At 62.8% G+C, this 13,121-nt stretch carries 12 protein-coding genes; 6 read left to right on the top strand and 6 right to left on the bottom strand.

Annotated elements, in window-relative coordinates:
• Positions 1-132: 132 nt before the first annotated feature.
• The 4 genes from hsaA to hsaB are packed head-to-tail and all read left to right on the top strand — an operon-like array spanning position 133 to position 3,680.
• Positions 133-1,308 carry a 3-hydroxy-9,10-secoandrosta-1,3,5(10)-triene-9,17-dione monooxygenase oxygenase subunit gene (gene hsaA / locus CPI83_RS25065; protein ID WP_029537542.1) on the top strand — a complete coding sequence of 392 codons (1,176 nt, stop codon included), beginning with the start codon at positions 133-135 and terminating at the stop codon, positions 1,306-1,308.
• Positions 1,309-1,318: 10 nt separating this feature from the next.
• A complete protein-coding gene (hsaD, locus tag CPI83_RS25060) occupies positions 1,319-2,197 on the top strand; it encodes a 4,5:9,10-diseco-3-hydroxy-5,9,17-trioxoandrosta-1(10),2-diene-4-oate hydrolase (RefSeq protein ID WP_019746906.1) in 879 nt (292 codons plus the stop codon).
• Entirely contained in the window at positions 2,197-3,099 is a 903-nt protein-coding gene (hsaC, locus tag CPI83_RS25055) for an iron-dependent extradiol dioxygenase HsaC (protein WP_003945585.1), read from the top strand. Before hsaD ends, hsaC begins: the two co-directional genes overlap by 1 nt.
• Positions 3,096-3,680, top strand: coding sequence for a 3-hydroxy-9,10-secoandrosta-1,3,5(10)-triene-9,17-dione monooxygenase reductase subunit (hsaB, locus tag CPI83_RS25050; RefSeq protein ID WP_003945677.1), 585 nt, complete (start codon positions 3,096-3,098; stop codon positions 3,678-3,680). The genes hsaC and hsaB overlap by 4 nt, the downstream gene beginning before the upstream one ends.
• A gap of 63 nt (positions 3,681-3,743) precedes the next feature.
• Here hsaB and CPI83_RS31255 read toward each other — a convergent pair whose 3' ends face one another.
• Positions 3,744-4,568, bottom strand: coding sequence for an Abi-alpha family protein (locus tag CPI83_RS31255; RefSeq protein ID WP_097387878.1), 825 nt, complete (start codon positions 4,566-4,568; stop codon positions 3,744-3,746).
• A gap of 14 nt (positions 4,569-4,582) precedes the next feature.
• Positions 4,583-5,857 (bottom strand): hypothetical protein, encoded by a 1,275-nt coding sequence (locus CPI83_RS25040; protein ID WP_019746908.1) that lies wholly within the window; start codon positions 5,855-5,857, stop codon positions 4,583-4,585.
• 330 nt (positions 5,858-6,187) lie between these two features.
• On the opposite strand from CPI83_RS25040, the gene thrS reads away from it, so the two are divergent.
• A complete protein-coding gene (thrS, locus tag CPI83_RS25035) occupies positions 6,188-7,408 on the top strand; it encodes a threonine--tRNA ligase (RefSeq protein ID WP_097387877.1) in 1,221 nt (406 codons plus the stop codon).
• Here thrS and CPI83_RS25030 read toward each other — a convergent pair.
• A complete protein-coding gene (locus CPI83_RS25030; protein WP_003945852.1) occupies positions 7,405-7,851 on the bottom strand; it encodes a MarR family transcriptional regulator in 447 nt (148 codons plus the stop codon). The genes thrS and CPI83_RS25030 overlap by 4 nt on opposite strands.
• A 143-nt stretch (positions 7,852-7,994) precedes the next feature.
• On the opposite strand from CPI83_RS25030, the gene CPI83_RS25025 reads away from it, so the two are divergent.
• Positions 7,995-9,191 carry an MFS transporter gene (locus tag CPI83_RS25025; RefSeq protein WP_020968434.1) on the top strand — a complete coding sequence of 399 codons (1,197 nt, stop codon included), beginning with the start codon at positions 7,995-7,997 and terminating at the stop codon, positions 9,189-9,191.
• Positions 9,192-9,272: 81 nt separating this feature from the next.
• On the opposite strand, the gene CPI83_RS25020 is transcribed toward CPI83_RS25025, so the two are convergent.
• The 3 genes from CPI83_RS25020 to CPI83_RS25010 form a co-directional block, all read right to left on the bottom strand.
• Positions 9,273-11,327: a neutral/alkaline ceramidase gene (locus CPI83_RS25020; protein ID WP_070385822.1), complete on the bottom strand. Its 2,055-nt coding sequence runs from the start codon at positions 11,325-11,327 to the stop codon at positions 9,273-9,275.
• Between the two features lie 95 nt (positions 11,328-11,422).
• The gene (locus CPI83_RS25015; protein ID WP_007734116.1) at positions 11,423-12,151 is read right to left on the bottom strand and encodes an acetoacetate decarboxylase family protein; all 729 of its coding nucleotides are present in this window, start codon (positions 12,149-12,151) and stop codon (positions 11,423-11,425) included.
• Positions 12,148-13,008 (bottom strand): SDR family oxidoreductase, encoded by an 861-nt coding sequence (locus CPI83_RS25010; protein WP_019746912.1) that lies wholly within the window; start codon positions 13,006-13,008, stop codon positions 12,148-12,150. The genes CPI83_RS25015 and CPI83_RS25010 overlap by 4 nt, the downstream gene beginning before the upstream one ends.
• Positions 13,009-13,121 lie beyond the last annotated feature (113 nt).

Genomic DNA, 13,121 nt, shown 5'->3' with positions numbered 1-13,121 from the left:
AGATTTTGGGGGCACTTGTTACAGCATTGCGGCCACAAACGGGACCTTTGTCAGCGTCTCGACAGAAAAGAGAACGTGTTCTAGTCTCAAGTGTAAGTGAACCAACCGATCGAGGAAGACGGGAGCGTCGAAGTGGGTAACCATGACAGCCACGAGGTGATGCAGAGGCTCGACGCACTACTGCCGGCACTGCGCGAGCGCGCACAGGAGACCGAGGATCTGCGTCGTATCCCCGACGAGTCCATCAAGGGGCTCCAGGAAACGGGCTTCTTCCGCTTGCTGCAGCCGAAGCAGTGGGGCGGGTACGAAGCCGATCCGGTGCTGTTCTACTCCGCGGTCAAGAAGATCGCCAGCGCGTGCGGTTCCACAGGGTGGGTCTCCTCGATCATCGGCGTACACAACTGGCACCTCGCCCTCTTCTCTCAGCAGGCGCAGGAAGACGTGTGGGGCAACGACACTGACGTGCGCATCTCGTCCTCTTACGCTCCGATGGGTATGGGTGAAGTAGTCGAGGGCGGATACAAGGTCAACGGTGCGTGGGCGTGGTCCTCGGGTTGTGACCATGCCAGCTGGGCCGTTCTCGGTGGTCCGGTGTTCAAGGACGGCCGCGCAGTCGATTTCGTGAGCTACCTGATTCCTCGCGAGGACTACCAGATCGACGACGTGTGGAATGTGGTCGGCCTGCGTGGAACCGGCTCCAATACCGTTGTGGTCAAGGATGTTTTTGTTCCCACGCATCGCGTGCTGAGCTTCCGGGCGATGAGCGAACTGACCGCCCCCGGCCTCGAAAACAACACCGCGCCGGTCTACAAGATGCCGTGGGGAACCATTCACCCCACCACGATCTCGGCGCCGATCGTCGGAATGGCTTACGGCGCTTACGAAGCGCACGTCGAGCACCAGGGCAAGCGTGTTCGCGCTGCGTTCGCCGGCGAGAAGTCGAAGGACGATCCGTTCGCCAAGGTGCGCATCGCCGAGGCGTCCAGTGACATCGACGCCGCGTGGCGTCAGCTCTCCGGCAACGTCGCCGACGAGTACGCGTTGATCCTTGCAGGCGAAGAGGTTCCGATGGAACTGCGGCTGCGCGCTCGACGCGACCAGGTGCGCGCCACGGGCCGCGCGATCGCCTCGATCGACAAGCTTTTCGAGAACTCCGGTGCCACGGCGCTGCAGAACGGCACGCCGATTCAGCGTTTCTGGCGTGACGCTCACGCTGGTCGCGTCCACGCCGCGAACGATCCCGAACGCGCATACGTCATGTTCGGAACCGGCGAATTCGGTCTGCCGATCACCGACACGATGGTCTAGAGGAGGCTCAGTGACAACCACCGAAGAAGCTCTCACCTACGAGTCCACTTCGCGGTTCGCGCAAGTGCGCCCCGATCTGAAACTGCACTTCCACGAGGCAGGCGTCGGAAACGACAAGACCATCGTGCTGCTGCACGGCGGTGGCCCAGGCGCGTCGTCGTGGTCGAACTTCGCCCGCAACATTCCGGTGTTGGCGAAGAACTTTCACGTCATCGCCGTCGATCAGCCCGGTTACGGGCAGTCCGACAAGCCGACGGAGCATCCGCAGTACTTCGTGCACAGTGCGTCGGCGCTCAATGATCTTCTGGACACGCTCGAGATCACCGGTCGCGTTGACCTGCTGGGCAATTCGCTCGGTGGTGGCGCTGCTGTTCGCTTTGCGCTCGACTACCCGGACCGTGCGGGTCGCCTCGTTCTGATGGGCCCCGGCGGTCTCAGTGTCAACCTGTTTGCGCCGGACCCCACCGAGGGCGTCAAGAACCTCGGGAAGTTCAGCTACCAGCCCACACGTGAGAACCTCGAAGCATTCTTGCGGATCATGGTCTTCGATCAGAAGCTGATCACGCCGGAACTCGTCGACGAACGCTTTGCTGCCGCCAGCACTCCCGAGTCGCTGGCTGCGGCCAAGGCGATGGGTAAGTCCTTCTCCAGCGGTGACTTCGAGCTTGGCATGCTCTGGCGCGAGGCGTACAAGCTCCGTCAGCGTGTGTTGCTGATCTGGGGCCGTGAGGATCGGGTCAACCCCCTCGACGGCGCACTGGTTGCGCTCAAGATGATCCCGCGCGCGCAACTCCACGTCTTCGGCGGTTGCGGTCACTGGGCGCAGCTCGAGAAGTTCGACGAATTCAACCGGCTCGCAACCGACTTCCTGCTCGACGGAGGTAAATGATGGGTATTCGATCTCTGGCGTACATGCGCATCGGGGCCACCGACATGGCCGCGTGGCGCGAATACGGACTCAAGATCCTCGGAATGATCGAGGGCAAGGGCGTCGACGCGGAATCGCTGTATCTGCGTATGGACGACTTCCCGGCGCGTCTTGTCATCGTTCCGAACGACACGGACCGTCTGCTCGTCTCGGGCTGGGAAACCGCGAATGCGGCTGAGCTGCAGGATATCCGTGACAGGTTGTCAGCAGCCGGTGTTCCGTTCAAGGAAGGCACGGCGGAGCAGCTCAAGGACCGTCGCGTCGTCGAGATGATCGCGTTCGAGGACACCTCGGGCAACTCCCTCGAGGTGTTCCACGGAGCTGCTCTCGAACACCGCCGGATCGTGAGCCCGTACGGGCACAGGTTCGTGACGGGCGAGCAGGGCCTCGGCCACGTCGTGCTCACCACCGATGACGACGATGCTTCGCTGCGGTTCTACCGCGACGTACTCGGATTCAAGCTTCGCGACTCGATGCGTCTGCCTCCGCAGATGGTCGGCCGGCCCGCGGACGGCGACCCGGCGTGGCTGAGGTTCCTCGGCTGCAACCCGCGTCACCACAGCTTGGCGTTCCTGCCGTTGCCCAACCCGACGGGCATCGTGCACCTGATGCTCGAGGTGGAGAACTCCGACGACGTCGGACTGTGCCTCGACCGGGCACTGCGCAAGAAGGTCAAGATGTCGGCGACTCTCGGCCGCCACGTCAACGACGAGATGCTCTCGTTCTACATGAAGACTCCGGGCGGGTTCGACATCGAATTCGGTTGTGAGGGGCTAGAGGTCGAGGACGAAAACTGGATCGCGAGGGAAAGCACGGCCGTGAGCCTGTGGGGTCACGACTTCACGGTGGGAATGAAGCCGTGAGTTCGCCCGACGCGTCGGTGAGTGCGGAGCAGGCTATCGATCCACGCCAGTTCCGCACGGTTCTCGGGCAATTCTGCACGGGTATCACCATCATCACGACAGTCGACGACGGTGAGCCGGTCGGGTTCGCGTGTCAGTCTTTCGCTGCCCTGTCACTCGACCCGCCTTTGGTGTTGTTCTGCCCCACCAAGGGTTCTCGGTCGTGGGCGGCAATCGAGCGGACCGGGAAGTTCGCCGTCAACGTGTTGGCGGAGGAACAGCAGGCGGTGTGTGCTCGTTTCGGGTCGCGTGAGCCGGACAAGTTCGCGGGTATCGATTGGACGCCATCACCGTTGGGGTCACCGATCATCGACAAGTCGCTTGCCCACATCGACTGTACGGTGGAAACCGTCCACGACGGCGGTGATCACTACGTCGTCTTCGGCCGTGTGTCGTCGATGAGTGAGATCAAGACCGAACGCCCGCTGCTCTTCTACCGCGGGCAGTACACGGGCATCGAGCCGGACAAGACTGTTCCGGCTACCTGGCGTGACGATCTGGAAGCGTTCCTGACGACCACGACAGAAGATACCTGGCTGTAGGGGCACCCCCGTGAGTGGTTAAGGAGTCCAGGGGCTCCTTAACCACTCACGGGGCCGGAGGCCCTACAGAGAAAAACAGGTATGACAGAAGTCGTCACCGAACGGCGTCAGCAGGATGCTACGACGCACTATCTTGTTGGATCGTCCGGCTCGCTTGACCGCCTCGATCACCGACGGCTGTACCTCGACCACCTGGTACCGGTCGGCCTCGACGGGTTCGCGTGAGAACGCCACCAAACCGAGCCGATGCAGGTTGTTCAGGTACGCGCTGATGCGGTCCAGATGGCGACATCCCGCCAGTTCTCCGATCATCGACAGACCCTCGTCGATCATCTCCGAGCCGACGCCGAACGGCCGCGCCGTACGTACGTCCACGCTCGGTTGCGCACCTGAAGTGGCCAGCAACCGAAGAATTCGAGCTTCGTCCGGCGCGATTTCGTCGAGGATCCGGTCGTAGGCCGGGTGCAGATCGTCGCGATCGGTCACGTCCGCGGAACGGTCCAGCAACCTGTCGCCGCGTGCCCGCAGCGCCGCGAGAGTGGCTTCGACACTCTGTTTGCGATTGGTTCGAGTTGCCATTGCTGCCCGTAGGTTCTCGGTCCGCGAGCCGTCTCCGTTGGAGTTCTCGGCCCGACGTTCGGATTGAACATTGGCCGATTCAGCGGCCTCTGCCGCGGCTTCGGCGGCAGCCTGAACGATCTGCCGCGTCGCCTCCTTCGCCGTTCCGAAAGCCCAACCCGTCAGCCTGATCGACGTGAGCGTTGTCGTGGCAGTCAGCCCGACAAGGCTGCGGATCAGACGCTTTTCGACGGATTCGACCGGCGCGATGTCCGCAGCCCAGTCGTACGATTCCGCTTCGACGATCAGGCGATGGTCGTGCTCACTCATACTCATACTCCGACTCATACTCCGAATATTGCGAGGTGCAGGAAACCGGCAAACGAGCCCAGCACGGCCCCGTGTACGAACAACAGCCACTCGTCCTGTTTGACGGCTGAGCGTAGTAGTTCACTGAAATCTTCCGGTGAAAGGATGCTCATGCGTTCGGTGACGAAGACACGAATCTTCTCCGACTGGCTCTCGGCGAACTCCGCGTCCTCGAAGACCCTTGGGTACAGATCGAGCACTTCGGTGGTGGCCAGGCCGGGCAGACGCTTGTAGCTCTGCGAACCGACGGTCATCTTGACCACCGACTTTGCCCAGCCGGCGGCGTCGTCGACGGATTCGCGCAGTACCTGATCGAGCATCCGCCGCGTTCGGTCCGAGCGGGGACCTTCGAGGAGTTCGGTGCCGATGTTCTCGAGCGTCACGACGTGATCGGCCAGGGTTTTTGCGTACCCGGCGATGATCTCGGTGCGGCGTTTGAGGAAAAGTCCCTGCCGCCACGGCACCCAACGGCTGGGGGTGATCGGTTCGAAGATCATCGTGATTCCGAGGTAGTTCACGATGTACCCGATGATCACGCCACCGATGGGAAGCACCCACCACTGCGGAACCAGATGGAGGATTCCGACGAGCACGAAGCCCATCGGGAACCCGAAGTAGAAGCCGAAGTTCTGCATGAACCTGAGCTCTTTGTTGCCCATCGTGCGGAAGATGTCGTTGAGCAGTTTGGGATGCGAGGAGAGGTAGCGGATCACCATCAGCTTCGCGTCGATGAACTCGTCGATGTCCTCTTCGATGCGGTCGGTGATCATGCGCACGCTGGCCGGCAGATCGTCCTCCACCTTGCGGAAGACGGCTTCCTTCACCGACGTCGGAAGGTTGTGCCACAGCTGAGGATTCTCGGCCGTCATGATTCTGGTGACCACGCCGCGCACTTCACTGCGGGAGATGTTCACCAAGTGCTCGGCGATGCTGTCCGGGTCCAGGACGCGATAGAAATCGGCGATGCTGCCGACTTTCGCGAGGGATTTGTCGACGGCGATCGACGCCATCTTCTCCGCCCGCGAGGGGACGATGCCTTGCCAACCGAATCTGCCGTCGCTGGTGATCGCGGGGATCACCTGGACGCGTCGGGGGAGGAACGGGAAGAGCAGTTTGAGGCCGGGCACTTTGATCCCGTGGAAGTTGATCGGCGCAAACAGCATCAGGACGCCCGACCAATTGGTGATGTACCCGATGATTCCGGTGAACAAAGGAATGGTGATCAACTGTTCGAGCAAGTGGTCCGGCACCGTCGCACATCCTCCTCATATCCGAGAACCTCACGTTCGGACATGATTGCCGAAACTTCGCTCTTCGTGGGTGTTTCGTTGGCTACTGCTGCGCCTTCCCAGTTGCGTCAGCATAGAGGCCCGACAATTCGGGCTGTAGGTGGGTAGGAAGTTGATGTAACCTCACGTACATGGTCAGTATTGCGCACAACACGACGACGCCGGTTCTCTTCCGGCGCATCGTTTAGCAACTGCTGACCGAACCCTTTCAGCCCCGGGAGTTATCGCCCCGGGGCTTTCCTGTTTCGTCGCTCCGTGTGCGTCTCCCCTTGAACGATTTGGAGAGCTCTCATGAGCGTTGACCACCGCGAACTCGGGCGCGACCTGGAGTTTTTCGCCACCACCCCCATAGTCGGAGCCGGCCTTCCGCTCTGGTTACCGGACGGCGCCGTCATCAGGAACGAACTCGAAAAGTTCGCCGCCGAACAAGCAGCGCGCTCCGGTTGCCGGGGTGTCTATACCCCCGTTATGGCGAAGAAAGAGTTGTACGAAAGATCTGGTCATTGGTCCAAGTTCTCGGAAGACATGTTCCCCGAAATGAAGATAGGCGGAGAGTCATTTCTCCTTCGTCCGGCTAACTGTCCTCATCACGCTCAGGTATTCGCCGCTCGCGGTCGTAGTTATCGCGAGCTACCTTTCCGCGTTCGTGAACTCGGCTCGATGTTCCGTAGCGAACTCTCCGGAGTTCTCAGCGGATTGAGTCGAGTCCGACAGATCAATCTCGACGACGCACATGTCTTCTGTAGTCGTGAACAAGTGCAAGTGGAAGTGATCGTCGCGCTCGACGCGATCGAGCGCTGCTACTCGACTCTGGGGATTGCCGAACGGGGGTACCGACTCTCGATCAGAGGGGGAGAGGGGCAGTACCTCGGCACCGACGAGCAGTGGGCGGACGCCGAGGATCACCTTCGCGGGGCGCTGAATGCACGCTCGATCGAGTACGTGGAAGCGAAGGGGGAGGCAGCGTTCTACGGTCCCAAGATCGACGTCCAGGTGCGAGACGCGCACGGCCGCGAGGAAACACTCTCGACCGTGCAACTCGACTTCAATCAACCGGAGCGGTTCGACCTCGAGTACACCGCTGAGGACGGATCCAAGGCTCGCCCCGTCATGATCCATCGGGGCTTGCTCGGGTCGATGGAACGCATGACTGCGCTTTTGATCGAAAGGTTCGAAGGGCGGATGCCGCCGTGGCTGGCACCCAACCAAGTCTCGATTCTGCCCGTCGGCGACCGGCACCAGGTTGAGGCCGAGCGTTTGCGGGCCGATCTCGAGGCTCGCGATGTTCGAGTGGCGATCGCGCCTGACGGATCGTTGGGACGTCGCATCCGCGAGGCACGCACTCACCGTGACCCGTACATCGCGGTGATCGGGGACAACGAGGTGCACGGCGGCACCGTCGACGTTCTGGTCCCCGCGCGTGGTGGGCGGGCGGTCGTCGATGCGAGTGTGTTTGTCGCTCAGGTGGTCTCGGGAATCGAGGAGCGTGCCCTGCTTCCGGCAGACTTCTAGCCGACGGGTAGTTCGTGGAGCGCGCGCACCAGTGGCGCGAGTTCGGGTGTTTTGCATGCCTCGTCGAGTGCGGCCTCGAGGGTGGCGTCGTGCGTCGGCCGTGCGCTTTCGAGAAGCTCGCGGCCGGCCGGCGTCAGTTCGGTGTAGATGCCTCGGCGGTCGTCGGCGCACAGGATGCGCGTCAGTAGTCCTCGATCTTCGAGTCGATTGACCAAGCGCGTCGTGGCGCTGCTGCTCAGTGCGGCAGCGCGAGCCAGCTGGGCCATCCGCATGTGCCAGCCGTCCTGGCGGCTCAGTGCGTCGAGCACGGTGTATTCGACGACGGACAGTTTGTGCTCACGCTGGAGCGCGCGTTCCAGTTCGGTGTCGAGGGCGCCGTGCAGTGCTGCGAGCGTGCGCCACCCTTGCGAACGGATTTCGACGGCGTCGTCGGCGATCCCCATGTGATTCTCCTTGTCCGTTTCCTGCGACTCCAGGTTACCAGCTTGCGCATGTAGCGCGCGCGTGCAACTATTTATAGCGCGCCTGCAACTACTGCACACGCCCGCTAACGGCTTACGCGTAAATCTGTGAAAGGAACATCGAGATGCCATTGGGTCTCATTGCCCTCGCTATGGGCGGGTTCGGGATCGGCCTCACCGAATTTGTCATCATGGGCCTCCTGCCCGAGGTCTCGGCTGATTTCGAGGTCACCGAGTCCGTCGCGGGCTACCTGATCTCGGGCTACGCACTGTCGGTGGCGATCGGCGCGATCCTCCTGACCGCTGCCGTCACCCGCTTCGAGCGCAAGAAGGTCCTTCTCTCGCTCATGGTGCTGTTCATCATCGGCAACCTGATGTCTGCGCTCGCGCCCTCCTACGAGGTCATGATGGGCGGACGCATCGTCGCGGCACTGTGCCACGGTGCGTTCTTCGGGATCGGTTCGGTGGTTGCCGCCGACATGGTCGCGCCCAACAAGCGCGCCGGCGCCATCGCGATGATGTTCGCGGGCCTGACCATCGCCAACGTTCTCGGCGTTCCGTTCGGCACTCTGCTGGGCCAGCAACTCGGATGGCGCTCGACCTTCTGGGCCATCACCGTCATCGGCGTCATCGCCCTGATCGGAATCGCAGCACTCGTCCCGACGACGCCCGCCAGCACGACCGGTGGCGGATTGCGCGGAGAGTTGGGGGCATTCCGCAACAAGCAGGTATGGCTCTCGATCGCCATCACCATCCTCGGCTACGGCGGAATGTTCGGAGCCTTCACCTACATCGCCTTCACTCTCACCGAGGTCACCGGCTTCGCGACGTCCAGCGTTCCGTGGCTGCTCATCCTCTTCGGCTCGGGCCTGTTCGTCGGTAACTTCCTGGGCGCCAAGGCGGCCGACCGCTCGCTGACGAAGGCGCTGGTCTGGATTCTCGCGATCCTGACCGTCGTTCTGATCGTGTTCGCCGCCACCGCCGAGAGCAAGGTCATGACCGTGATCTCGCTGTTCTTCATGGGCGCCTTCGGTTTTGCGACGGTTCCAGGTCTGCAGATGCGGATCATGAACTACGCGTCGGCCGCACCGACCATGGCGTCGGGTGCAAATATTGCCGCCTTCAACGTCGGCAACGCGCTCGGTGCATGGCTGGGCGGAATCACCATCGCCGCGGGACTCGGCTTCACCTCCCCGATCTGGATGGGGGCGGCGGTCACCGTCGCCGGTCTGCTGGTCCTGATCGTCGCGGCGAAGATCGACCGCCCGGCAGCGTCAGAGCAGTCGACGTCGAGCACCTCGCTGCACCCGACCGCCGCCTGAACCTGGCAACTGCGCTCTGACCCCATCGCGTGAACGTATCGCTCCCCTTGTCCAACAAGGGGAGCGATACGTTCACGCGGGTCAGGTGAGGCGGAATTCGGCGGTCACCCCGGAGAACGGCGAAATCGCGCCGCTACCCCGAGCCTTCGACGCACCGAAGTGTTGGACTCGATACGTACCCGCCGGAGTATCGGCCGGAACATCCCACGTGATGCGAACGACGGAACCGTTGCTCCCGACCCGGCGCCAGTGCAGTTTGGTGGACCAGTCGTTGTCGTCGGCGACCCGTGTCCAGGATCCGCCGGTATTTCGCTGGATCTCGTAGAAGGTCCCGTTTCGGTGAGTGTCGTTCTTGGGGTGGCCGGTGACGAACTCGACGGCAACCTGCGCACCCGGTGAGCCGTCGCCGGGCTGGACGGTCGCATCGCCGAATTGTGTTCCCGGCAAGGGCTCGTCGAAGTCGACGCCAGGTCCGAAGCTGGGTTGGAACCCGGACAGGTCGGCCGGCGCGGGGCCGCGAGGAGGTTCGGTGCCGTCGCGCATCGCGGCTGCGAGAGCGGCGTACCCCTGTTGATAGGCCGGCAGTGTGTAACGGCCGAACATCGTCGAGCCGCCCTCGTACTGCTGCGAATCGTATTCCTGTGGCGTGGTGCAGTAGCTCGAGTACGAGTTCGCGTAGCCCTGGAAGATGACGTTCTCGAGCGGAACTCCAAGCTCCTCGGCGACGGTTCGACGCACTCGTAATCCGGAGACGATGGTGAATTCCGCAGGGCCACCGACGATGTAGAACTGGCCGATCCGCAGGATCTGGATCTTCAGTACGTTCGGCACCCATCCGCCCGGTGGCAACAGGCCGACCGGAACGACTACGAGCTTGGGGGCCTGTGCATCCTGAAGCCATTGAGGCACAGGAGCATCCATGCCGCCCAAGGCGTCGATCATGGGGTTTCGGGTGCCCTCGGGGAAGATCGGAATTGCAGGCCCGTCCTCGACGCTTCCGGCGCTCATTGCCGCACCGATCGCTGCCGGTGCAGTGCGGTGCTCGCGCCCGTCCGGGGTGAATCTTCCGCTCACCACCTGATTTGCCATGTCCAGGTACATGATCCGACTGTCGACACCACCAGTGACGGTTTCGGAGGCCGAGCCGAAGGCAGTTTGAGCCGCCGCAACCTGGCGCAGCCCGATGATGCGTGCATTCTCGAATTCGTCCTCGGTCGGTCCGCGTCCGGGCTCGAGGAAGAGGTTCGGTGACATGTCGCCGCTGTTGGTCTGCGGAAAAGCGGCAATGAAGCTGGTGTCGCCGTCGAGGTAACGCACACCCCGGTCGTCGTGCTCCCAGAAGTACGCCGCGGCGCCCTTGTTGTCCCCGGAGATGAGATGGTTCTCGTTCGTGAGCGAGGCGCAGTGGGTAGCGAACCAGTTGATCGCCCCGATGTCCTTGCTGCCCCGACTGATCCGCATGACACGCATGTGGTGATCGTTGCCACCGGGGTAGTAGGCCTTGTCCTCTTCGGGATTGAGGTCGAACGCCACTCGCGATCGGTTGACGCTGGCATCGGTGAGGTCGGACCGCCCGAAACGGACGGAGCCCGGCGCCAGGTTCTCGTGGGCAGCGCTGATCGCCTCGACCATGCCGTTGACCTCGGCTTCGAACACCTGCAGTTCGAAGCCGAGAACTGCGAGGTTGTACGCGTAGTTGTGCGAGGCCCCACCACATGCCGCGTGTGAATGGATGGCCGTCAACATGACGTTGCGTTCGGTGTAGATGTCGCCGAATTTCCCAGCCAGCCGGCGTAGGACCTCGTCGTGAACGGACTGGAAGATCATGCAGTTGTCGACGCACACGTAGGCGACCCGTGACCCGCCGGACTCGAAGATGAAGGCGCGTGCGCGCATTCGCTGGTGCAGGCCTTCGGCGCGTTGGTCGAAGCTCGAGTAGCCCATCATGCCGACCTCGGCGACCGGTCCGGTCACATCGGAGATCCCGACACCCACCTGCAACGACGACGACTTGTCGGTACGTGCGGGTGAAACGGTGCGTGCCGGCGAAGCTGCGACGGCCTGGTTCGTCGACAGAGCGGCGAGCGCAGGTGCGGCGGCAGCGCCTGCCAGTACGGTGCGTCGGGTGATCTGCACGAGTGTCCTTTCGGGCGGTCTGACGCGAGTTGGTCAACCGTCCAGGAGTGTAGCCCGAGTCGCACGTGACCGAAAGGGGTGCCGTCGGCTGACACTCAGATCGTTGTCGCCTCCCCGAACGTCATCGCCAGGTTTTTGATGGTCGTGGTCATCAGGGCCCGGCGGGGGAGTCCCAGTTTCCGAAGCTCCGCCGCCATCGGGTGACTACCCAGCTGAACCTCTGCTCCACCAGGGCGCGATTTGACGCCGGTCGGCGCCATGTCCCACGACGTGCACCTGGTTGCGCCGTCGAGATGCGAGTACGCGGCCAACGACATGTTGGCTCCGCCGCCAGGCACGCTGACGCCGGACTTCACACTCAACTGTGTGATGAGTTTGCCGTCGCGCGAGACGGATCCGCGCTTGACCGAGCCGACGTGCTCGGTGTCGAACTCGGCGAGCACCTTCGGGAATCCCCAGATTTCCCGGCCGGCGGCCTTGGTGAACTCTCCGTCCACCGGCAACTCGTGAATGAGTGCCCCTGCAGTTCCGGCAGCGAGCGAACGTAGATCTCCCAGCACCGAGGTTTCGGGAGGCGCAGTGTGGCTACGCACCATGTACGTCACCCCGAATTCGTTGTACGGCCCCAGATCCCCATCGATGTAGTCGACAAAAACCAGGCCGCACAGCGCCCGGCCGGGACGGTACTGGAGCACGGTCAAGCCGGTGTAATCGATGATCGACTGCGCCGTTGCGCTGGGTACCGAGTACAACGCCATGAAGGCCGACGCGGTGCGAACTTCGACGGGCATCTCGACCTTCTTGCCTAGAATCGTGTAGCTCATGGCGCGACCACCCCGCGGAGCCCGTCGGATCCGTAGACGGGTTCGAGCATCGAGCGGAAATCCGGTCCGCGGCGAAGCATTTGGCCTCCGTCGACGTTGATGATCTGCCCGGTGATCCAGGTGGACTGCGGTCCGAGGAGGAAGGAAGCGAGTCCGGCGACGTCCTCGACCTCGCCGACGCGTTCGAGCGGAGTGTTGGCCAGGTAATCGTCCAGGATGGGGCCACCGTCGGTGATGAGCGCGACCAGATCCGTTCGGGTCAGACCCGGCCGGATCGCATTGACACGAATGTTGCTGGCGCCCAGTTCGTCTGCCGCCAATTGCACCAGGTGGTCGACGCCGGACTTCGAGACGCCGTACGCGCCGAACCAGCGATGTGTGTTGCTGCTGGCGATCGACGAGATCGCGACGATGGATCCACCGCCGCCTGCCACCAGCGCCCGCGCGCCGTGCTTGATCGTCAGCATGGTCCCCGTGACGTTGAGGTCGACGGTGCGGCGCCACGCGTCGACGTCGAGTTGCGTGACCGGTGCGATGGTTTCGTTCCCGCCGGCGCAGGCCACCACTCCGTCGAGCTTTCCGGTGACGGAGACCGCCGCGGCAACAGCGGCGACGACGTCTGCCTCGATCGTGACGTCGGTAGGGGAGACGCTGACCGATCCTTCCGGACTCGACTGCCGGATCGATTCGGCGGCAGCTTCGAGTTTCTCCTTGTTGCGTCCGCAGATCGTGACGTGAGCGCCAGACGCAACCAGCGAACGAGCGATGCCCAGACCGATGCCACTACCGCCGCCGGTCACCAGTATCGATGTGCCGGTGAAAGTGGGTATGCCCGCTGAGGCGGTGTCGTCGTCCATGCGTGTCTCCTGGTCGTTGCTCCGGCGGGCTCGCGTGCTGATTCTGGAGGTTTTCCGGTTCGGCTTCGGTGAAAACGCCCCACGCTATATAGGAACAGGTTCTACTTATTGAG

It is taken from the genome of Rhodococcus sp. H-CA8f (assembly GCF_002501585.1).
Taxonomy (GTDB): Bacteria; Actinomycetota; Actinomycetes; order Mycobacteriales; family Mycobacteriaceae; genus Rhodococcus_F; species Rhodococcus_F erythropolis.
This window is presented reverse-complemented; position numbering and strand designations above follow the sequence as displayed.